Here is a 21,687-nt window from a genome sequence, read left to right as displayed (position 1 = left end):
TCAACCGAACCTACGAAGGGGCACCACTACATGTGCGGAATCGTCGGGTACGTCGGCACCAAGCCGGCCGCGCCCATCCTGGTGGACGGACTGGCCCGGCTGGAGTACCGCGGGTACGACTCGGCGGGTGTCGCCGTACTCGGGTCCAGCGAGCTGAAGGTGCACAAGGACGCCGGCCGGGTCCGTGAGCTGGAGGCGTCGCTGCCCAAGCGGTTCGGCGGCAAGCTCGGCATCGGCCACACCCGCTGGGCGACCCACGGTGGCCCGAGCAAGGACAACGCGCACCCGCACGCCAGCGGCAACGAGCGGATCGCCGTCGTTCACAACGGCATCTTCGACAACGCCGGCGCGCTCCGCACCCAGCTCGAGGACGCCGGCGTCAAGCTGCGCTCCGAGACCGACACCGAGGTGCTCGCGCACCTGATCGAGCAGTCCGACGGCGCCACCCTCGAGGAGAAGGTGATGGCCGCCCTGCGCCGGATCGAGGGCACCTACGGCATCGCCGTGATCGACCTGGACTTCCCGGACCGGATCGTGGTGGCCCGCAACGGCAGCCCGCTGATCCTCGGCATCGGCGACGGCGAGATGCACGTCGCCTCCGACGCGGCCGCGCTGATCCGCTACACCCGTCAGGTCGTCTACTTGGACGACGGCGAGCTGGCGACCGTGCGCGCCGACGGCTACCGGACCTTCACCCAGGACGCGTCGCCGACCACGAAGACCGCGAAGACGGTCGAGTGGGAGGCCGAGGAGTTCGAGCGCGGCCTGCACGAGCACTTCATGATGAAGGAGATCCACGAGCAGCCGGACGCGGTCGGCCGGGTCATCCGCGGCCGCCTGGACGAGCGTTTCCACACCGTGCACCTCGGCGGCCTGAACATGGACGCCCGCGAGGCGCGGGAGATCAAGCGGGTCAAGATCCTCGGCTGCGGATCGGCGTACTACGCCGGTCAGATGGGCGCCCAGTTCATCGAGGAAGTCGCGCGGATTCCCGCCGACGCCGAGCCGGCCTCGGAGTTCCGGTACCGCAACCCGGTGGTCGAGCGGGACACGCTGTACGTCGCCGTGTCGCAGTCCGGTGAAACCCTGGACACGCTGGTCGCGGTGCAGGAGCTGAAGCGCAAGGGCGGTCGCGTGATCGGCCTGGTGAACGCGGTCGGCTCGAGCATCGCCCGCGAGGTCGACGGCGGCGTGTACCTGCACGCCGGCCCTGAGGTCTCGGTGGCGTCGACCAAGGCGCTGACCAACATGGCGGTCGGGTTCGCGATGCTCGGCATCCACCTCGGCCGGATCCGGGACGTCTCCCCCGCCGACGGCCGGCGGCTGATCGACGGCCTGAAGAAGCTGCCCGAGGACATCGCCTCGATCGTCGCGCAGGAGGAGGAGCTGGCCAAGATCGCCGGCCGGCTCGCCAAGCACGAGAGCCTGTTCTTCGTCGGCCGGTCCCGCGGGTACCCGGTCGCTCGCGAGGGCGCGCAGAAGCTGAAGGAGATCTCCTACCGGCACGCCGAGGCGTACCAGACCTCCGAGCTGAAGCACGGCCCGCTCGCACTGATCTCGCCGGACGTGCCGACGGTCGCGATCGTCCCCGACGACGAGCTGCTCGACCGCAACATCGGCGCGCTGCACGAGATCGGCGCCCGCTCCGGCCCGCTGTACGTCGTCACGCACGCGGGCGTCGAGGTCCCGGACGGGGTCGCCGCGAAGATCGTCGTACCGAAGAACGAGCACGAGCTGGACCCGATCCTGCTGACGATCCCGCTGCAGATCATCGCGTACTACGCAGCCGTTGCCCTCGGCCACGATGTCGACAAGCCGCGCAACCTGGCCAAGTCGGTCACGGTCGAGTAGGCGGATCGCCAGGCCATCACAATCGCAGCACAGCGGCCCCCGTCACGCTCGGCGTGACGGGGGCCGCTGCATTGTGATGGCCTGGGGATCCGGCCCTCAGAGCTGGTGGCCTTGCTGCGGACCTTTGCGCACCGTGGCGGCAGCGTCCTGTGTGCCGCCGAGCGCGGCTGCGGTGCCGGAGCCTGGTCTGGCCATGCCGTCGAAGGCCCGGCTGATCAACTGCGCCATATCGGCCTTGCGGTCCGCCTCGTTCCCTCCGGCCAACTGGGCCGCGCGGCTCCGGCCGGCGCCGAGGTTGCGGTACGGGTTCAGGCCGAAGCGGTCGACCATCTGCTCGCAGACCCTGACACCCCGCACCGAGTTGCCCGCCGGGTCGAGCCGCGGCGAGAACGTCACGATCGCGAACCGGCCCGGCACGACCGCGACCACGTTGCCCGAGACACCGCTCTTGGCCGGCAGACCGACTCTGTTGCGGAAACTGCCGGACCCGTTGTACATGCCGCTGTGATCCATCATCGACAGCACCAGCGCGTTGTTCGCTTCGGTGAACACCTGCTTGCCGGTGAACGGCGACAGTCCCCCGTTCGCCAGCGTCGCGCCGGCCCCGGACAGCCCGTGTGCGTCCATCTCGAGCCCACAGACGATGAAGTACAGCTCGGCCGCTTCCTGTGGCGAGACGAGGCCCCCGCGGCCCGGGTGCAACATGCCCTTGCCGGCCATCTGGTTGGCCAGGCCGATATTGCCGAAGCCGGTTTCGCGCTCCCCCAGGAAGGTCGTCGTGTCGGAGCCGGGGGGCAGCCCCATCATCGAGGTCCACATGTCCTTGACCTTTTCGAACCGGGCATCGATGCGCAGCTCCGGCTCGACCAGAGCGAGCGTCGCGATCGCGCCGGCGTTGATCATCGGGTTCTGCGGTTTGCCGTCGATGGTCAGCGACAGCCTCGGGTCGTTGAACACCCCGCCGCTCTGCTCCTCGCCGACCCAGCCATGCACCGACCGCGGATCCGATCCTTCGAGCGCCAGTCCGTAGGTGAACGGCTTGGACGTCGACTGCACGCTGAAGGGGATGTTCGAGTCGCCGATCGAGTACCGCTGACCGTCGACCGTGCAGATCACGATGCCGAAGGCGTCCGGATGAGGCACGTCCGCCAGGCTCGGGATGTAGTCGGCGACCTCGCCGCCGTGCTCGTCGAGCAGTCCGGCGTAGATCTCCTGGGTCCCCGCGACGAGCTCACGAAACTCGTCCGGCGAGACCGCGAGATCGCCTTGCAGGGCTCGCTGGACGATCCCGTCGCCGTGCTCCGCAACCTCGACGAACTGCGAGTAGTCGATCTGGATCGGCTGCCCGTACGGATCCTGCAGACCCGCCATCGCCGACCGGATCCGCGGGTCGTCGGGCTGGATCCCGTTCTGTCCCAGGGTGCTGAGCAGCTGCCAGGTCCAGATGCCGCGGTCCGAGTCCCCGCCGAGCTGCTCGAACATCCGGCGATGCGCCAACTCCGACACAGCCATCGCTGAACCCCTTCCAGATAACCGGCGAAAGAGCAGCTTCTCCGGCTTGTGTTTCCGTGCCGGTTCTGTGGTGTTACGGCAGCGTCAAACGCCCGTTGGCCGACGCGTGGACAGTTGTTGTCGGACAAGTTGAGCACTTGTACGATGACTGGATGGATCGCATCCGGCAGGTGAAGCTCTCGTCCGTCGTGCTTCCGCTCGACCAGCCGATCAGCGATGCCAAGGTGCTGACCGGGCGGCAGCGGCCGATGACCGAGATCGTCTTCCTGTTCGCGGAGATCGCAACGACGGACGACCAGCACGGGATCGGGTTCAGCTACTCGAAGCGGGCCGGCGGTCCGGCGCAGTACGCGCACGCTCGAGAGGTCGCGGCCGGGGTGATCGGCGAGGACCCGTCGGACATCGGGAAGGTGTACGACAAGCTGCTCTGGGCGGGTGCGTCGGTTGGGCGGTCCGGGGTCGCGACGCAGGCGATCGCGGCGATCGACATCGCGCTGTGGGACCTGAAGGCCAAGCGGGCCGGGCTTCCATTGGCCAAGTTGCTCGGGTCCTATCGCGACTCGGTGCGTGCGTACAACACCTCCGGCGGCTTCCTGCACGCGCCGATCGAGGAGGTCAAGGAACGCGCCTCGAAGTCGCTGGCCGACGGGATCGGCGGGATCAAGATCAAGGTCGGGCAGCCGGACACGCGGATCGACCTCGAGCGGGTCCGCGCGGTCCGCGAGTACCTCGGCGACGACGTACCGCTGATGGTCGACGCTAACCAGCAGTGGGACCGCCCGACGGCGTTGCGGTTCGGCCGGGTGCTCGAGGAGTTCGACCTGGTCTGGATCGAGGAGCCGCTGGACGCGTACGACGCTCTGGGACATGCGGAGCTGGCTGCGGCATTGGATACGCCGATCGCGACCGGCGAGATGCTGTCTAGCGTCGGCGAACATGTCCGGCTGATCGAGGCTCGGGCGGCCGACATCATTCAGCCCGACGCGCCACGCATCGGCGGCATCACGCCGTTCCTCAAGCTGGCAACGCTTGCCGACCACAACGGTCTTCAGTTGGCGCCGCACTTCGCTATGGAGATCCACCTGCATCTCGCGGCCGCTTATCCACGCGAACCTTGGGTCGAGCACTTCGAGTGGCTGAATCCCTTGTTCAACGAGCGTCTGGAGACGGTGGACGGCCGCATGCTCGTCCCGGATCGCCCCGGTCTCGGCTTCACGCCCAGCGAGCAGTGCGCGCGGTGGACCGTCGACAGCTGCGAGTTCCCGTGACCGAGCGGAGCGAGAGCACCAAAACAACACAGTGCGCTCGTGCCTCATCGGCGCCCGGAGCGAAGTGAGGACGCCGATGAGTGGTTTGGCATACCAATTGGTGGAGGACTTGAAGCAGCGGATCCTCAGTGGAGAGATCGCGCCGGGCGAGAAGCTGCCTGGCGAGAACAGTCTGGTCGAGGAGTTCGGTGTCAGCCGGACCGTGGTGCGCGAGGCGGTCTCGCGGCTGCAGGCGGCCGGGCTGGTGGAGACGTTCCAGGGCCGTGGTTCCTTCGTGCTGGAAGTGCCGGAACGTACGTCGGGACTGCGTGAGGTCCGCTCGCACCGCGACGTGCTGGACCTGATGGACTTCCGGATCGGGGTCGAGAGTGAGGCGGCCGGTCTGGCTGCGGGGCGTCGTACGGATCATCAGCTGAAGGGCATCGAACGGGCGCTGGACGACTTCCGTCGGGTCGGTGACGATCCGAGTCGCTCGGTGGAGGCCGACTTCGCCTTCCACCTCAAGGTTGCTGTTGCTTCCGGCAACCGGTTCTACAGTGACCTGATCGCGGAACTCGGGCCGATGATGATCATGCTGCCGCGTACTCGGCTCGATCCGGCGTACGAGATGTCGGACCCGGAGCACTTGACCCGCGTGGTGCACGAGCACGAGAACATCCATGCCGCGATCGCACGCTCTGACAGCGAGGCGGCTCGCGCGGCGGTGCGGGTGCATTTGGCCAACACTCGCGACCGGCTCCGGTGATGTTCTCGCTCGAGCAGTTGAACGTGTTCGTCGCGGTCGCCGAGGAGTTGCATTTCCGGCGCGCGGCCGAGCGGCTGAACATGACGCAGCCGCCGTTGAGCCGGCAAGTGCAGAAGCTGGAGCAGGCGGTCGGCGCGCGGCTGTTGGAGCGGGACAACCGACGCGTTGAACTGACTGCCGCCGGGCGGGCGTTCCTGACCGAGGCTCGGCGGCTGCTGGCGTTGGCCGAGACCGCGGGTGATCTTGCCCGTCGGATCGACCAAGGCGCCGCGGGCACGCTGCGGCTCGGGTTCACCGCCGCTTCGGCGATCCGCACTCTCGGGCCGCTGCTCCAGCGGCTCGCGACCGAGCTGCCGGACGTCGACGTGATCCTGCATGAGCGCGTCACGCCTTCGCAGCTGGACGGGCTGCTGCGAGGCGAGCTGGATCTCGGCCTCGGCCGGCCTCCGTTCGACACCGACGTACTGGACTCCCGGGTCGTGTTCCGCGAACCGCTGTGTGCCGTTGTCCCTGGCAACCATCGGCTCGGGGCGCTCGGCCGGCCGCTGCGGGCGGCTGACTTTGTCGGCGAGCGAGTGATCAGCTACGACCCGGATCGGGCGCGCTACTTCCACGAGCTGACGGTTCGGTTCCTCGCCGAGTCGCATCCCCGGATCGAGCAGCGGGTTCATCAAATCCTCACCGTGGTCCTGCTGGTCGCAGCCGGCCGCGGCGTCGCACTCGTCCCGGCGTCGGCCCGCGGCCTCGGCCTCGAAGGCGTGCAGTACTGCGAACTCGAAGGTGCCGGTGACTCGGTCGAACTGCACGCGATCTGGCGGCGGAACGCGGCCGGCCCTGTTCTCCAGCGCGTCCTCACGATGCTCCCAGAGCATCGTTAGATCCAAAAACGATCTTGGACAGGTATCCCTCGACCTTCTTACGCTGGCCAACGTGACCCACTATTCCCCCGCCGAGCTCGCCGCTCAGCTCAAGACCGGTCTGCTCTCGTTTCCCGTCACGCATTTCCACCCGGACCTGAGCTTCAACGAGACCGCGTACCGCGAGCACCTCTCCTGGCTCAGCCAGTACGACGTCGCGGGCCTGTTCGCCGCGGGCGGGACCGGCGAGGGGTTCTCGCTCACCACGGCCGAGATCGACACCGTCGTACGGGCGGCTGTTTCGGAGGTCGACGGCCGCGTTCCGGTGATCGCGCCGGCGACCGGTGGGACCGCGACTGCTGTCGCCGGAGCGCAGGCGGCCGAGGCGGCTGGTGCTGATGGGGTGTTGCTGCTTCCGCCGTACCTGACCGAGGCTGGGCAGCGTGGGCTGATCGAGCATGTGTCGGCGGTATGCCGGAGTACGAGCCTCGGCGTGACCGTGTACAGCCGGGCGAACGCGATCCTGACCGATGTCAGTGTCGCCGAGCTCGCCGACCGGAACCCGAACCTGGTCTGCCTGAAGGACGGCGTCGGGAACGTCGAGATGATGACGCGGACGTACGCACGGGTGGGCGAACGGCTCACGTACATCGGTGGGCTGCCGACGGCCGAGACCTTCGCGCTGCCGTTGCTGCAGCTCGGGTACAGCACCTACTCGTCGGCGATCTTCAACTTCGTCCCCGAGTTCGCGCTCGACTTCTACGCGGACGTGGTCGCGCAGGACCGCACTTCGGTATACCAAAAGCTGAACGAGTTCGTGCTGCCGTACCTGGACATCCGCGACCGGACGAAAGGGTATGCCGTTTCGATCGTCAAGGCCGGCGTGAAGGCGATCGGGCGGTCGGCCGGGCCGGTGCGGCCGCCGTTGCAGGACTTGACGGATGACGAACTGGCGCAGCTGACCGAGTTGATCGGGAAGATTAAGTGAGGCCGACCGTCGCGTCCGTCGAGGTCGTACCTGTCGCCGGGTACGACAGCATGCTGCTCAACCTGAGCGGCGCACACGGTCCGTTCTTCACCCGCAACGTCGTGATCGTCACCGACAGCTCGGGCAATACCGGGTTGGGCGAGGTCCCCGGCGGCGAGAAAATCGCCGCCACGATCCGCGAGGCCGCGGGGCTCCTGATCGGCCGGAACCTCGCAGAGCATCGGAGCCTCCTCCGCTCGATCTCTTCGACCTTCTCCGACCGCGATGCGGGTGGCCGCGGCCTGCAGACCTTCGACCTCCGGACCACGGTCCACGCCGTGACCGGGCTCGAGTCCGCACTCCTTGACCTCCTCGGCCAACACCTTGGTATACCAATCGCTGAGCTGCTGGGTGATGGACAGGAACGCACGACCGTCCCGGTGCTCGGCTACCTCTTCTACGTCGGCGACACCTCAAGCACCGATTTGCCTTATGCGACGGATCAGGGTGACGATCGGTGGTCGCAGTTGCGGCGGCAGCCGGCGATGACAGGCGAGGCGGTCGTGGCGTTGGCGGAGGCCGCGCAGGAGCGGTACGGGTTCGCGGACTTCAAGCTCAAGGGCGGGGTCTTCGATCCGCACGTGGAGATCGACGCGGTCCGCGCGCTGCACGAACGCTTCCCGGCCGCCCGCATCACGGTCGACCCGAACGGCGCCTGGCTGGTCCGCGAAGCGATCGCGGTCTGCTCGGGGCTGGACGACGTACTCGCGTATGTCGAGGATCCGTGCGGCGCCGAGTCCGGGTTCTCCGGGCGGGAGACGATGGCCGAGTTCAAGCGGTATACCGGCCTGCGGACGGCGACCAACATGATCGCGACCGACTGGCGCGAACTGGCGCACGCGATCCGGATGAACGCGGTCGACATCCCGCTCGCCGACCCGCACTTCTGGACGATGGCCGGCTCGGTGCGGGTCGCGCAGCTGTGCAACGACTTCGGGCTGACCTGGGGTTCGCACTCGAACAATCACTTCGACATCTCGCTGGCGATGTTCACCCAGGTCGCGGCGGCCGCGCCCGGTGACATCACCGCGCTCGACACGCACTGGATCTGGCAGGACGGTCAGGCGCTCACCAAGGAGCCACTCCAGATCGCCGGCGGCCAGATCGCCGTACCCACGCATCCCGGTCTGGGTGTCGAACTCGACCGCGAAGCTCTGGCCGCGGCACACGAGCTCTACCTAGAGCACGGTCTCGGCGCGCGCAACGACGCGATCGCGATGCAGTACCTGATCGAGGACTGGGAGTTCGACCCGAAACGGCCATGTATGGTGCGCTAGATGAAGGTCTTCTTGTCAACAGACATGGAGGGTACGGCGGGGGTCGTCGACTGGAGTCAGTGTCGCGGGCCTGGCCAGGAGTACGAGTACTACCGCGGGCAGCTGCAGGCCGAAGTGAACGCCGCGATCGACGGCGCGCTGGCCGCGGGCGGGACCGAGTTCCTGGTCAACGACTCGCACTCGACGATGCAGAACCTCCGCCCCGACGAGCTGCACGGTCGCGCGAGCTATCTGTCCGGCAAGCACAAGCCGCTGTACATGATGCAAGGTCTGGACGACTCGTTCGACGCAGCCTTCTTCGTCTCGTACCACGGGTCGGCAGGGTCGACCGGGTCCGTGCTGCATCACACGTACAACATGCGGGCGATCGCCGAGGTCCGCCTGAACGGCACGATCACCGGTGAGGCCGGCGTCAATGCGCTCGTCGCGCTGGCTCATGGCGTTCCCGTCGTACTGATCTCGGGCGATCGGGTCACGATCGACGAAGCGCAGCCGTTCTGCCCGGAGATCGAGTCGATCGTCGTGAAGGACTCGGTATCCCATAACGCCGCGTTGTCGGTGCATCCGGAGCGCGCCCGCGAGCTCATCCACGACGGTGCCCGGCGGGCGCTGGCGAGGCTGAGTGACATCAACGTGCCAAGCATCGCGCTGCCGGCCGAGCTGACCGTACGGTTCCACAGTCGGGCGTTCGCCGAGCTGGCCTGCGAGCTCCGCACCGTCGAGCGGCGCGAGGAGAAGGTCGTTGCCCTGCGCAATGATGACCCGCTGCAGTTGTTCCGTACCTTCATCGCGATCGTGCTGCTGAGTCGCGGCGTGAGCGAGTAACCGGGCGTTCAACTGCTGTTGTGCGGGATGGGTTTTGATCGGAGCCGTCGTCTCTTGCTAGGAGCCTGAAATGCGTTGGCAGAAGCCGTTCGCCGCTGCAGTAGTTCTGACCGCTCTCACCACGACGCTGACGGCGTCGGCCACGACCCCCAAGCACGGCAGCGGAAGCGCGTGCTCGCCGGACGCGTCGTTCCTCGGATTCAGCGACGCGCTGGACAAGACGACGTTCGACGGCCAGCCGGTGGCCGGCTTGTCGGCACTCAACGTCACCGGACCGCACAGCGCGCTCGCACTCGTCGACAACGTCGCGACCACGCCGGCCCGGGTGTTCGACCTCAAGGTGAACAGCAAGCCGACCTCGGTCCGCGTCGACGGGATGACGATCCTCAAGCGCCCGGACGGTACGCCGTACAACGGTGGCGACTTCGACGGTGAGGGACTCGTCGTCGAGCGCGGCGACCGGACCATCCTCGCGACCTCCGAGCGGGAGCCGTCGATCCGGCGCTTCCGGCTGTCGGACGGCAAGCAGATCGGCGAACTGCCGGTGCCGGCCCGCTTCCAGGTCGCGCCCGCCGGTGAGGCGACCAGCAACGCGACCTTCGAGTCGCTGGCGGTCAGCCGGGACGGCTTGTCACTGTTCGCCGGGATGGAGGGCCCGCTCGCCCCGGACGGCACCGACGCCGACGGCCGCACCCGGAACCGCATCATCCGGTACTTCGGTCTGCCCGGCCACGCGTACCGGCCGATCGCGCAGTACGCCTACAAGCCGGACCCGGGACTCGCCCTCGTCGAGCTTGCGTGGGTAAGCCCGACGGAACTGGTGTCGATGGAGCGGACCTTCACAGCCGGCGTCGGCAACACGATCCGGGTCTTCACCGTCTCGGTACGCCGACCGACGGACGTGACCAAGCTGGCCTCGCTGGCGGACGCCCCGGACAAGGCGTTCCTGCAGAAGAAGCTGCTGTTCGACCTGGTCAACTGCCCGCCGTCCGGTGCCGTTGCCAAGCAGCCGCAGCCGAATCCGCTGCTGGACAACGTCGAGGCGCTCGCGCTCGGTGGCTACCTGCCCGGTGGCCGGCGGCAGCTCTACCTGATGTCGGACGACAACAACGGCGCCACGCAGATCACCCGCTTCTACTCGCTGGCAGTCCGCCTGGCGTGATCACAGTGGTTGCGTAACACTGTGTGAATGCGCGTGATCGTGGTCGGTGCCGGCGTGATCGGGCTGAGCTGTGCCATCCGGCTCGCCGAGGGCGGGTACGAGGTGGCCGTGTTCGCCCGGGACCTGCCGTTGGAGACGACGTCGTCGGTGGCGGCCGCGATCTGGTACCCGTACCTGTCGGCACCGGAGGACCGGGTCGCCGACTGGTCCCGGACGTCGTACGAGGAGTTCTCGAAGCTGGCGGAGATCGAGCCGTCGGTGCGGCTGCGGCACGGGCGCGAGTTCCTGACCGAACGGACGCCGGATCCACGATGGGCCGACGTACTGCCTGATCTCACCCGGCTGGGGTCGCCGCCGGCCGGGTTCGTGGACGGGTGGTCGTTCACGGCGCCGGTGATCGACATGCCGGCGTACCTGCCCGCGTTGGTGAAGCGGCTCGAGCAGGCCGGCGGGACGTTGACGCGGGCGGCGTTGTCCGCGCTGCCGACCGGCGCCGATCTGGTCGTGAACTGCACCGGGCTCGGTGCGCGGCTGACGGCGAGCGACCCGACGGTGACGCCGGTCCGCGGTCAGGTGATGACGGTCGAGCCGTGCGGTCTGACCGACTGGCTGCTCGCGGATCGCACGCCCGAGGAGCTGACGTACGTGATCCCGCGGGAGAACGACGTGGTCGTTGGCGGCACCAAGCAATCGGACGACTGGAACCTGGCTGTCGACCCCAAGACCTCGGAGCAGATCCTCGCCCGTGCCTCCGAGCTGGTTCCCCAACTCCGCAAGGCGAAGATCATCCGCCAGCGCGTTGGCCTCCGCCCGGCTCGGCCGACGATCCGTTGCGAACTCGTCCGTACCCGGACCGGCGAACCAGTCATCCATTGCTACGGCCACGGCGGCTCCGGCGTCACCCTCTCCTGGGGCTGCGCCGACGAGGTCTTCGAACTCGTCCAGAACCTCTAAACGCCGAGGACCTGGCAGAGCAGGTCCAGTGCGCCGGGGTAGGCGTGGTCGGGTGGAGTGCCGTAGCCGACGATGACTGCCTGGCGGGTCGCTGGCGTCGGGTTGAAGTGATAGGTGGAGAGGCTGGCCAGGCCGAGTCCCTGGCGGGCGGCGCGGGCGACCATGTCCTCGGCGTCGCCTGGTACGTCGAGCAGGACGTGCAGGCCGGCCGAGATGCCGGCGACCTCGACGTTTGGGGCGCGGACAGCGAGGAGTTCGACCAGGCGGTCGCGGCGGCGCCGGTAGTGCAGGCGGGAGCGACGGACGTGCCGGTCATAGTGGCCGGAGGCAATGAATTCCGCGAGTACCAGCTGGTCCAGCGTCGCAGTCTGGAAGTCCGCGGTCCGCTTCGCTGCGACGACCGCCTCGATCAGCCTTTGCGGCAACACCATCCAGGCCAGCCGGAGACCGGGCGCCAGACTCTTGCTCGCCGTCCCTGTGTACACGACACGCTCCGGATCGAGCGCCTGCAACGCCCCCACCGCCTGCCGGTCGTACCGGAACTCGCCGTCGTAGTCGTCCTCGATCAGCACCGCCCCCGACTCCCGCGCCCACTCGACGGCAGCGGTGCGACGCTCTGGCGCCAACGGCACGCCCGTCGGCATCTGGTGCGCCGGCGTCAAGAGCACCCCCTGCCCGGTGAGCTTGGAAGTCTCCGCGCCCAACTCGTCCACCGGCACGGCGACCGCTTCCAGCCCACGCGCCCGGATCACGTCCCGGTGCAGGTCGTACCCGAACTCCTCCACCGCCATCGTCGTACCGCCGAGCGACTTGATCGCCTCGCTCAGCAGACTCAACGCCTGCACGTACCCCGAGCAGATCAGGATCCGCTCCGGATCCGCGCGTACGCCGCGAGCCCGGGCCAGGTAGTCCGCGAGCACCCGCCGCAGCTCGATCCGGCCGCGTGGATCGCCGAGCCCGAACGCCTCGTTCGGTGCCGCGAGCAACGCCTTCCGGGCCGCGGCCAGCCACTCACCCCGCGGGAACGTCGACACATCGGGCGACCCCGGCATCAGGTCGTACCGAAAATTCCTTGCCTCAGGCAACGCCGGTACGGCGGTCGCCGGTGTGTTGACCCGGTTGGCGACGACCGTGCCGGACCCCTGTCGAGCGGTCAGCCAGCCCTCGGCGACCAACTGCCCATAGGCGTCCGCGACCGTGTTCCGGGCGATGCCCAGGTCCTTCGCCAGCGACCGCGACGACGGCAATCGCGTCCCGGCCGGCAACCGGCCGGTCCGGATCGAGTCGTGCAAGGCCTCGACCAGCTCGTTCCGTCCCCGCGCCGCGGCCAGATCGAGATGAAGATCCGCCCCGACCGCATCGGAATCCTCCATAAGACCGGACTTTATCGCGGGCCTGCAACCAGTTCGTCGCTGATCTCCCAGAGCCGCCTCGCGTCGCCCTCGTCGTAGCTGCGCGCCGAGGACGCCCTGGGCTTGCCGTTGACGAAGTACTGTCCGGACACCCGAGCGAGACTCGGCCCCGACGCGAGCTGGATCGAGGTGACGGCACCCCTACCCGGCGACTTCAGGAAAGGCCGCAGTACCGGCACGATCACTCGTTGCACGCCACTCGGGTCCTCGGCGCCGAAGGACGTGCGCACCACGCCGGGATGCAGCGCGTTGGCGGTGACGGAGGTTCCCTTCAACCGCCTGGCCAGCTCGTTGCTGAACAGAACGTTGGCGAGCTTGGACTGGCTGTAAGCGCGTTCACCGGAGTAGGACCGCTCCCCCTGCAGATCCTCGAAGTCGATGCGGCCGGCGGTGTGTGCGTTCGAGGACACCGTCACCACGCGAGCCGGCCCGCTTTCGCCGAGCCGATCGAGCAGGAGCCGGGTGAGCAGGAACGGCGCCAGATGGTTGACCGCGAAGGTCCGCTCGAAGCCGTCGGCGGTGAGGTGCCGAGTGTTCCAGTAGCCGCCGACGTTGTTGATCAGTACGTCGATCCGGGGCAGGAGCGCGAGTACGTCGGCGGCCAATCGCCGTACCGCTGCCTGTGAGGACAGGTCCGCGACGAACACGTCCACCTGGCCGCCGGTCGTCGCACGGATCTCGGCTGCGGCAGCTTCGGCCCGCCCGCGGTCGCGACCGGTGATCGCGACACGGGCGCCGAGGACAGCGAGGCCGGCGGCGGTCGCCTTGCCGATGCCGCCGGTGCCGCCCGTGACCAGCACGGTCCGGGCGGCCATCGCACCTTTGTGTTTGGGAGTCACTTGACCTCTGCCCGCATCACCATTCGGAGCCCGATCAGCAGTGGGATGACGAGCCAGACGATCCCGGTGACGCCGATGTTGGCCCACTGCTCGCCGGTCAGCGACTTGTCGAAGACGAACAGGCCGCTCTGCGCGAACTGGATGTCGACCCAGGGCTGTACGTCGTGGAACCAATGCGATCCGGCCGCCAGCAGGCTGAAGATCGTGGGCAGCAGGAAGGTGAGGACGAAGTACGTCACCACCGCGCCGATCGAGGCCCGGATCAGGACGCCCAGCATGAACCCGATCAGCAGACTCAGGACCATGCCGAGGACGTAGTACAGACATTGGGTGATCGTCACGTCCCACACCAGCGGGCTGCTGGTGACGGCGGCGCCGAGAAGGTTGCCGAGGGCACCGACCGCGAAGGTCAGCGCCATCGCCGCGATCGCGATGACGACCGACGAGATCGCCTTGGCGGTGATGATCCGGCCGCGGTGTGGGATCAGCGTGAACGTGGTCAGGCCGGTGCGCTGGCTCCATTCGCTGGTGACAGCCAGGATCGCGACCAGCGGCAGGATGATCACCACCGGGAAGCGGATCGCGGTCGCGAAGGTGGAGTAGGTGAGTTGGCCGTCCGCGGCGAACAGGATCACGCCGACGGCGGCGAGTACGGCGGTGATCGCGATGCTGGCGATCAGCCAGAAGCCCGATCGAGTGTCGAACATCTTGCGCAGCTCGACGGCAATGATCCGGGTCATCGGGACCGGGCGTACGCCGACTCGTCGAGGCTGGACTGCTTCTACTGCGACGGCGGTCATGCCGGTGCTCCTTCGCGCTGGGTCGTGGAGGTGAGCTCGAGGAACATCTCCTCCAGGCCGGCGCCTTCTGCGGCCCGCAGTTCGGTGAGGGCAATACCCGATTCGAGCGCCACCGTCCCGACGAGTGCGGCGTCGGCGTCGGTCCACAGCGCGCCGTCGCCGGTGGGGCTGACAGTCAGACCCCAATCCGTCAACGCTTGCTCGAGCCGGGCCAGGTCCACGGCGCGAACGAGGGTGCCCGCCGCGTGCAAGAGCTCGGTCTTGGCGCCTTGGGAGACGATCCGGCCGTGGCCGATCATCACGATGTCGTCGGCGATGACCTCGATCTCATGCAGCAGATGCGAGGACAGCAGGACGGTTCCGCCACGATCAGCGTACCCGCGGAGCAGGTCGCGCATCCAGCGGATGCCGGCCGGGTCCAGCCCGTTCGCGGGCTCGTCGAGGATCAGTACCTCCGGGTCGCCGATGAGGGCGGTGGCGATGCCGAGCCGCTGACGCATGCCGAGCGAGTACTCCCCCACTCGCCTCGAAGCTTCGTCCGGAGTGAGGCTGACGGCTTCCAGCATCTCCTCGACCCTGGCCTTCGGCAGACCCATCAGGCGCTGCGCCAGAGTCAGGATCTCGCGGCCGGACCGGCCGGCATGTTGTGCGGACGCGTCGAGCAGGACGCCGACTTCGAGTCCCGGGTTGGGCAGGTCGGCGAACTTCCGCCCGGAGATCGTGACGGTTCCGGCGGTGGCCCGGGTGAGGCCGACCATGATCCGCATCGTGGTCGACTTGCCGGCCCCGTTCGGCCCGAGGAATCCGGTCACCCGGCCCGCGGCGGCGGTGAAGGTGATGTCGTCGACCGCGAGCGTGTTGCCGTACTTCTTCGTGAGTCTCTCAACGGTGATCATGCGGTGATCGCGATCTTGCCGCGAGCCTGGCCGCTGGTCAGGTGGCGCATCGCGTCCGGGACCTGGTCCAGCGAGTAGGTGCGATCGATGCTCGGGGCAACCTTGCCGGTCTCGATCAGCGTGGTGAGTCGTTCGAGGTCGGCGGCGCGTTCCTTGTTGATGAAGAACGTGAACCGCTGGCCGACGAACAGCGAGAGGATCAGTCCGCGGAACTGCCGGTTCATGCCGCCGCTGAAGCTGCCGCCGTCCTCGCCGCCGGTGATGACGGCCGTCCCCTTGGGCGTGAGCGCGCGCCGCAGCCGGGCCAGCGTGGGCCGGCCGGCGATGTCGATGATGAGGTCGTAGCGAGTGCCGGTCTGCGCGAAATCCTCGTGCGTGTAGTCGACGACGTGATCGGCACCAAGCGCCCGTACGAGATCGAGCTTGGGAGTGCTTGCGACTCCGGTCACCTCAGCCCCGAAGGCTTTGGCCAGTTGTACGGCGTAACTGCCGACGCCACCCGATGCGCCGATGATCAGAACGTGCTGGCCGGACTCGACCCGGCCGGTGGTCAACGCATCCAGTGCGGTGAGCGCCGAGACCGGGACAACGGCAGCCTGCTCGAAGGAGAGGTTGGCCGGCTTGTGGGCAAGCTTGTCCTCACCAGTCACGGCGTACTCGGCGAACGATCCGGGCGCGACGCCGTACACCTCGTCGCCGACGGCGAACTTGGTCACCGCAGACCCGACGGCCTCGACGGTGCCGGCGACATCTCGTCCGGGCACAGGGTTCTTCGGGCCGCGCAGTCCGAACGCGAGGCGGAGCAGGTACGGCGTACCCGTCATCACGTGCCAGGTGCCGCGATCGAGACCGGCTGCGTGCACGTGGACGAGTACTTCGTTCGCGGCCGGCTCGGGCCGGGCGATCTGACGGAGTTGCAGGACGTCGGCCTCGCCGTACCTGTCCTGCACGATCGCCCGCATGGTGGTCGTGGTGGTGATGGCCATTGGTGTTCCCCCCTGTTGATGCTGGAGCGTCTGCTGGATCTCGGAGCCCCCAGCGCCGATGGCCTTTCACACTTTCGCACTTTCGTACTAAGTACGGCCAAGGTAACGTACTTTGTACGAAAGTGCTACGGTCCGGGAGTGCGAATGGTTGAGCCCACCAACGGACGCCCACGGCTGAGCCGCGAGCGAGTGCTGACCGCCGCGGTCGAAGTGGCCGATGCGGGCGGGATCGGGGCACTCACGATCCGCTCGCTCGCCCAGGAGCTCGGCGCGAAGCCGATGTCGGTCTACTACCACGTGGCCGGCAAGGAGGCGATCCTCGACGGCATCGTCGATGTGGTCTTCAGCGAGATCGACCTGCCGTCACCCGACGGCGACTGGCGCATTGAGTTGCGCCGGCGCGCTGCCTCGGCCCGGCAAGTACTGCGGCAACACCGCTGGGCGATCGGGCTGATGGAGTCGCGCACCAGTCCCGGCCCGGCGACCTTGCGCCACCACGACGCAGTACTCGCGACCTTGCGAGCAGCCGGCTTCTCGCTCGAGATGACCGCCCACGCCTACGCCCTGATCGACAGCTATACGTACGGGTTCGCACTCCAGGAAGCCGGACTCCCGTTCGATGGCCCGGACACAGTAGCGCCGGTCGCGGAGTCGATCATGGAGCAGTTCACCACCGGCGACTACCCGCATCTCGCCGAGATGACCACCGACTTCTACTCCAAATCCGGCTACGACTTCGGCGACGAATTCGACTTCGGCCTCAACCTCATCCTCGATGCCCTCAGCGCATCCCTGACCTAGTCGGACGGCGCTTTCCGGTCCAGACAGGCGTACTGTGGCCGTAGCTCCGGAAACGACGACATCCCACCTCGTGGTGCAGCCAAACCGGCCCTCCCAATAGGGAAACGTCATGTCCGTACCTGAGACTCCTGTCGAGCCGCCGTCGCCCGTCGACGAGCTGATGAAGCCGCTGAAGAAGCGGGCGCCGCGCACGATGCGCAGCACCTGGACCCAGCTGCGCAATCTGGTACGCCGCAACCGGGCCTGATCGCATTGGCCCACGGATCTCTGTGGGAAGTGGACCAGGTGGCTGGGCCGATCCGGTCATAGCGTAGAGGCATGAGTTCAACGACGCGGCGAGTGAAGCTCGCCACCCTGGTCCCGGATTTCTACAAGGCGATGATCGAGCTGGACCGGGTGTCCGACGAGGGGCTGGACCCCAAGTTGGCGCACCTGGTGCGGATCCGGGCCTCACAGATCAACGGCTGTGCGTACTGCACCGACATGCACTCGCTCGACCTGCTGCAGTTCGGCACCGACCAGCAGCAGCGCATCACCTTGCTCCCGGTCTGGCGCGAGGCGAAGAACTTCTACACCGACCAGGAGAAGGCGGCGCTGCAGCTCGCCGAGGCGATCACGCTGGTGAGCGTCGACCACGTGCCGGACGACGTGTACGAGGTCGCGGCGCAGGCTTTCGAGGAGAAGGAGCTGGCGCAGCTCATCGCCCTGATCATCACCATCAACATGTGGACCCGGGTCGGGGTCAGCGGAAAGATGGAACCCGGCCACTACAAGCCGTGAGGTCACAGCGATGACTGCCGAACTGTTCAGAGCGCTGCACCACGGCGGCACTCCCCTGGTCCTGCCGAACGCATGGGACCCGGTGAGTGCTCGCCTGGTCGCCGAGGCCGGCTTCCCCGCTGTTGCCACCAGCAGCGGGGCGGTCGCCCGCGTCCTCGGGTACGACGACGGGCAGCTGACCCCGGCGGAGAAGATGTTCGCCGCGGTGACCCGGATCGCGCGGGCGGTCGACGTACCGGTCACGGCGGACATGGAGGCCGGATATGGCTTGTCTGCAAAGGAGTTCGCGGAGCGGTTGCTGGAGACCGGCGCGGTCGGTTGCAACCTGGAGGACTCGGTCGGCGGCGCACTGGTCGACGTGGCTAAGCAGGCGGACTACTTGGCCGAAGTACGCGCGGCTGCGGGTGCTGAGCTGGTGATCAACGCGCGGGTCGACACGTTCATCCGGCCTATCGACGATCCGGTCGCGGAGGCGGTACGACGGGGTCGCGAGTACCGTCGCGCCGGAGTCGACTGCGTCTACCCGATCATGGCTCCGGTCGACCAGCTCGCTCAGGTGGCGTCGGCCGTTGGTGGGCCGATCAATGGGCATGCTGCGCCGGGTGGACCGACGCCGGCGGAGCTTGCGGCCGCGGGTGCGACGCGGATCTCGTACGGGACCAGCCTGCATGCCTACGTGATGGCAAAGCTGCAAGAACTGCTGCTCACGTTGGGCTAGCGGTCGACCTTGGGCTAGTTGTCCAGGGTTCGCGGTAGGCCGAAGTACGGCGCGACCGTGGTTTCGAAGTGGACGATGTCGTGGATTCGGTTGCCGGCGATGCCGATCACCAGCACCCCGATCAGGTGCAGGCCGCCGGTGACCGGATCGCGGATGTACTCACCCCAAGCGGGCTGACCGTTCGCGCCGACCGGAACCATCGCCACGATCTGCCGCTGGTGCGCAGCGAGCGCGGTGAAGAACCGGTGCGCGGCCTCGATACCGTGGTACTCGAACGGAAGCGGCGGCATCCGCACCCACGCATCGCTCGTCATCAGTGCGACCAGCGCATCGACGTCCTGCGCGGCGAACGCCTCGACGAAGCGGTCGGTCAGCTCACGCTCCTCAGCACCGCCGACTCCAGGCTCTCGGTCGGTCGCATCCATCGTCGCCCGAGCGCGAGCAAGCGCACTGTTGACCGCGGCCTCGGTGAGGCCGAGCAACTCCGCGGTCTCCTTGGCCCGATAACCCAGTACGTCGCGTAGCAGCAGGACGGCACGCTGATTCGGCGGAAGCAGTTGTACTGCGGTCACGAACGCGAGCGAGATCGCTTCACGGGACTCGTATCGCGACTCCGGGCCGGGCAACTGATCCGATATACCGTCCAGCAGGACATCGGGATAGGGCTGCAGCCATAGCACTTCACCGGACCGATAAGGCTCCGGCACGGGAACCGGAAGGGGTGCGGCCGGCACTGGTCTCCGCGACGACGACCTTAAGACGTTGAGACAGCGGTTGGTCGCGATCCGGTAGAGCCAGGTGCGGACCGATGATCGTCCCTCGAATCCGCTCAGCCCGATCCATGCCGAGAGCAACGTTTCCTGCAGGGCGTCCTCGGCGTCTTGCAACGAACCGAGCATCCGGTAGCAGTGCAGTTGCAACTCCCCGCGCTGCGGCTCGACCAGGGCCGCGAACGCCTCTCGGTCACCTTCCCGCGCACGCTGGAGCAGGTCGTCCGGCATGAGACACCTCCGTCGTCATTGTCCTCACACCCGTACTGACACCGGCGACTGGCCGAACTGATCGCTCAGTTTCGCAGGGCGTAGACGAGGGCCCAGTCCTGGTCGTTGGCGAGCGGGTCGGCGACGTGGGCAGGTTGGCCGTTCACGCAGCTCGGGTAGACGAACGCGCAGGTCGCCGATCCGTCCGCGTTGAAGCTGACCAGGTTCGCGCGGAGGATCGCTTGGTGGGCCGTGTCCAGCCAGGCGGCTTGTTCGGGCGTGACGAGTTCACGCGGCCAAGCGGCGTACACGACCGCACTCAAGGCGGACCAGTAGTGCGGGAAGACGTCGCCCCACAACCGGAGCCGGCCGAACCAGTAGCCGTCCCAGTGCCGGATGGGCACATGCCGCAGCCGTACATCGGGTTGGTCGGCCGCGAACGCGGTCAACCAGGGCAGCCGGCGGGTTAGTTCGGCCCCGTCGATCTGGTCCGGCGCAATTTGGTATGCCAAAACGAGCAGCTCGAGGAGCGGGGCAACCATCGACTGCTCGTAGTTGACCTCGTGCGGCGGCAGCTCGTCGCCGTACCCGATGAAGGTCTTGGCGTGCCGGATGAGGTGATCGTGGAGGCCGAGTTCGCTCAGCAGCGGACCGAGGTCGAACGCGAGGAAGTGGTCGCCGCCGAGTTCGTAGTACCGGTTGAGGATGCGTGTTGCTCCGGCGCGATCGCCTTGGCCGAGCAGGAAGCGGGCGAACCAGGGGAAGTTGTAGAGGCGTACGGCGTCCTGGTGGATGCTGTCGTCCTGAATCGTGCCGGTTTCGTCGAGCAGGTACTCGCGGACGAACTGCTCGTAACCGGCGAGTGCCTCATCCAACTCGGCTCGGTCGCCCCAACCGCGGTCGCGGACCTCCTGGAGCAGAAGGGCCATGCCGACTCGCTCGCGTGCGTCGGACCAGTCGCGCCAGGCACTGGATAGGACGGTGAGACCGCTCTCGTTGTCGTACGGCACAAACGCGTACTTGCGGCTATCGGCGAGCTCGGGGCGGCGTTGGCGATCGAGGACGAAGCGGACCCGGCGCTCGGCGATCTGCTGGAGCGGTTCGTGGAAGAGGACCGCGATCCGTGCCTTGCCGTTGGGTGCTTCGACGTACTTGATGCCCGGCTCGGCGCTGGTGACCTCGGTGCCGTCGTGCAGCGTGATCGTCTCGCCGACCTCGGCAGCCAGGCGGTCGGCGCCGATGAGTGGCTGACGATCCGCGTGGAAGGCGGGCAGATCGGTATACCAAGCGAGCTGCCAGGTCCACCGATACGACGATCCCGGCTCGAGCGTGATGGCCGGCTGGCCTCCCATCGCGTGCGGCGCGCGGGCGTGGTCGGTGACGTGGAGGTAGATGTGCCCGCGGATGTTGCTGCTCGTGCCGGGCTCGCGGGACTCGACCGAGTACGCCCAGAGCTCGCCTTCCTTGAGCTGCAGACCGAGGCCCGGTCCACTGCCGTCCATCGGCACCGCCCAGACCCAGGCGTCCGCCCCGCCCGTCCATACGTGCGCATGCACCGCGCCAGTGAGGCTCTCGCGGCTCGAGGTGTAGACGTCGCGGTACGGCGTACTGATCGCGAGGGAGCCGATCTCGATGGTGTCGTTGCCGGTGTTGCGGAGTTCGTAGGTCTCGGTCCACTGCTCGCCGAAGCGACGGCCGACGCGGAGCTCCAGGTCACCGAACCGGTACATCAGGTCGATGCCGCTGCTACGCCAACGGGTGAACGCCGGGCTGTCGAAACGGTATGCCGCGCGGTCCGTGATGACGAATCCCTTGCCCCAGGCATGCAGGCTGTCGTGCACCGCACCGTTGTCCAGCAGCACGCGCCGCCCGTCGGGGTGCAGCACCTGAGCGACCGCGCCGTCGTCGTCGACCTGGACCGCGCCTGGACCGAATCCGAAACTTTCCACGATTCGCCAACCTATCGATGTCGAGAACCCTCCGACGGCTCCGTCCCC

Annotated in this window: 21 protein-coding genes; 13 read left to right on the top strand and 8 right to left on the bottom strand. The window is 67.7% G+C overall.

Translation table 11 applies throughout. From position 1 onward, the window contains the following. Positions 1-30: 30 nt before the first annotated feature. On the top strand, positions 31-1,851 hold the full coding sequence (gene glmS / locus EV650_RS38230) for a glutamine--fructose-6-phosphate transaminase (isomerizing) (RefSeq protein WP_134124124.1): 1,821 nt from the start codon (positions 31-33) through the stop codon (positions 1,849-1,851). A 96-nt stretch (positions 1,852-1,947) separates the two neighbouring features. Here the strand turns inward: glmS and glsA are convergent, their stop codons facing one another. Continuing rightward, positions 1,948-3,363, bottom strand: a complete 1,416-nt coding sequence (gene glsA / locus EV650_RS38225) for a glutaminase A (RefSeq protein ID WP_134124123.1) — start codon at positions 3,361-3,363, stop codon at positions 1,948-1,950. Between the two features lie 152 nt (positions 3,364-3,515). On the opposite strand from glsA, the gene EV650_RS38220 reads away from it, so the two are divergent. The 8 genes from EV650_RS38220 to EV650_RS38185 all read left to right on the top strand — a co-directional run bounded on the left by EV650_RS38220 (position 3,516) and on the right by EV650_RS38185 (position 11,478). Next, complete coding sequence (locus tag EV650_RS38220; protein ID WP_134124122.1) at positions 3,516-4,631, top strand: L-talarate/galactarate dehydratase; 1,116 nt, start codon at positions 3,516-3,518, stop codon at positions 4,629-4,631. A 76-nt stretch (positions 4,632-4,707) separates the two neighbouring features. After that, positions 4,708-5,376 (top strand): FadR/GntR family transcriptional regulator, encoded by a 669-nt coding sequence (locus EV650_RS38215; RefSeq protein ID WP_134124121.1) that lies wholly within the window; start codon positions 4,708-4,710, stop codon positions 5,374-5,376. Then, positions 5,376-6,254, top strand: coding sequence for a LysR substrate-binding domain-containing protein (locus tag EV650_RS38210; RefSeq protein ID WP_134124120.1), 879 nt, complete (start codon positions 5,376-5,378; stop codon positions 6,252-6,254). Before EV650_RS38215 ends, EV650_RS38210 begins: the two co-directional genes overlap by 1 nt. A 52-nt stretch (positions 6,255-6,306) precedes the next feature. Beyond that, entirely contained in the window at positions 6,307-7,221 is a 915-nt protein-coding gene (gene kdgD, locus EV650_RS38205) for a 5-dehydro-4-deoxyglucarate dehydratase (RefSeq protein WP_134124119.1), read from the top strand. Continuing rightward, positions 7,218-8,537 carry an enolase C-terminal domain-like protein gene (locus EV650_RS38200; RefSeq protein ID WP_238174749.1) on the top strand — a complete coding sequence of 440 codons (1,320 nt, stop codon included), beginning with the start codon at positions 7,218-7,220 and terminating at the stop codon, positions 8,535-8,537. Before kdgD ends, EV650_RS38200 begins: the two co-directional genes overlap by 4 nt. Further along, positions 8,538-9,362, top strand: coding sequence for a M55 family metallopeptidase (locus EV650_RS38195; protein WP_134124118.1), 825 nt, complete (start codon positions 8,538-8,540; stop codon positions 9,360-9,362). 70 nt (positions 9,363-9,432) lie between these two features. Next, positions 9,433-10,524 carry an esterase-like activity of phytase family protein gene (locus EV650_RS38190; protein ID WP_134124117.1) on the top strand — a complete coding sequence of 364 codons (1,092 nt, stop codon included), beginning with the start codon at positions 9,433-9,435 and terminating at the stop codon, positions 10,522-10,524. A 27-nt stretch (positions 10,525-10,551) separates the two neighbouring features. Then, the gene (locus EV650_RS38185) at positions 10,552-11,478 is read left to right on the top strand and encodes an FAD-dependent oxidoreductase (protein ID WP_134124116.1); all 927 of its coding nucleotides are present in this window, start codon (positions 10,552-10,554) and stop codon (positions 11,476-11,478) included. Here EV650_RS38185 and pdxR read toward each other — a convergent pair. The 5 genes from pdxR to EV650_RS38160 are packed head-to-tail and all read right to left on the bottom strand — an operon-like array spanning position 11,475 to position 16,411. Next, complete coding sequence (gene pdxR / locus EV650_RS38180) at positions 11,475-12,851, bottom strand: MocR-like pyridoxine biosynthesis transcription factor PdxR (protein WP_134124115.1); 1,377 nt, start codon at positions 12,849-12,851, stop codon at positions 11,475-11,477. The two genes, EV650_RS38185 and pdxR, sit on opposite strands and share 4 nt — an antisense overlap. A gap of 11 nt (positions 12,852-12,862) precedes the next feature. Then, complete coding sequence (locus EV650_RS38175) at positions 12,863-13,705, bottom strand: SDR family oxidoreductase (protein ID WP_134124114.1); 843 nt, start codon at positions 13,703-13,705, stop codon at positions 12,863-12,865. 20 nt (positions 13,706-13,725) lie between these two features. Continuing rightward, positions 13,726-14,529, bottom strand: coding sequence for an ABC transporter permease subunit (locus EV650_RS38170; RefSeq protein ID WP_134124113.1), 804 nt, complete (start codon positions 14,527-14,529; stop codon positions 13,726-13,728). Next, entirely contained in the window at positions 14,526-15,425 is a 900-nt protein-coding gene (locus EV650_RS38165; protein WP_134124112.1) for an ABC transporter ATP-binding protein, read from the bottom strand. The genes EV650_RS38170 and EV650_RS38165 overlap by 4 nt, the downstream gene beginning before the upstream one ends. Further along, on the bottom strand, positions 15,422-16,411 hold the full coding sequence (locus tag EV650_RS38160; RefSeq protein WP_238174748.1) for an NAD(P)-dependent alcohol dehydrogenase: 990 nt from the start codon (positions 16,409-16,411) through the stop codon (positions 15,422-15,424). Before EV650_RS38160 ends, EV650_RS38165 begins: the two co-directional genes overlap by 4 nt. Positions 16,412-16,555: 144 nt before the next feature. Here EV650_RS38160 and EV650_RS38155 point away from each other — a divergent pair, with 144 nt between their 5' ends. The 4 genes from EV650_RS38155 (at position 16,556) to EV650_RS38145 (ending at position 18,710) form a co-directional block, all read left to right on the top strand. Then, entirely contained in the window at positions 16,556-17,212 is a 657-nt protein-coding gene (locus tag EV650_RS38155) for a TetR/AcrR family transcriptional regulator (protein ID WP_134124111.1), read from the top strand. A gap of 109 nt (positions 17,213-17,321) precedes the next feature. After that, positions 17,322-17,459 (top strand): hypothetical protein, encoded by a 138-nt coding sequence (locus EV650_RS40580; protein ID WP_166678423.1) that lies wholly within the window; start codon positions 17,322-17,324, stop codon positions 17,457-17,459. Positions 17,460-17,530: 71 nt separating this feature from the next. Further along, positions 17,531-17,992 (top strand): carboxymuconolactone decarboxylase family protein, encoded by a 462-nt coding sequence (locus EV650_RS38150; protein WP_134124110.1) that lies wholly within the window; start codon positions 17,531-17,533, stop codon positions 17,990-17,992. A gap of 10 nt (positions 17,993-18,002) precedes the next feature. After that, entirely contained in the window at positions 18,003-18,710 is a 708-nt protein-coding gene (locus EV650_RS38145) for an isocitrate lyase/PEP mutase family protein (RefSeq protein WP_134124109.1), read from the top strand. A gap of 14 nt (positions 18,711-18,724) precedes the next feature. Here the strand turns inward: EV650_RS38145 and EV650_RS38140 are convergent, their stop codons facing one another. Further along, complete coding sequence (locus tag EV650_RS38140; RefSeq protein ID WP_134124108.1) at positions 18,725-19,711, bottom strand: sigma-70 family RNA polymerase sigma factor; 987 nt, start codon at positions 19,709-19,711, stop codon at positions 18,725-18,727. A 65-nt stretch (positions 19,712-19,776) separates the two neighbouring features. Further along, positions 19,777-21,639 (bottom strand): hypothetical protein, encoded by a 1,863-nt coding sequence (locus tag EV650_RS38135; RefSeq protein WP_238174747.1) that lies wholly within the window; start codon positions 21,637-21,639, stop codon positions 19,777-19,779. Positions 21,640-21,687 lie beyond the last annotated feature (48 nt).

It is taken from the genome of Kribbella kalugense (assembly GCF_004365875.1).
GTDB classification, from domain to species: Bacteria; Actinomycetota; Actinomycetes; order Propionibacteriales; family Kribbellaceae; genus Kribbella; species Kribbella kalugense.
Note: the sequence above shows the minus strand (reverse complement) of the source record. Positions and strands in the feature narration are given on the sequence as shown.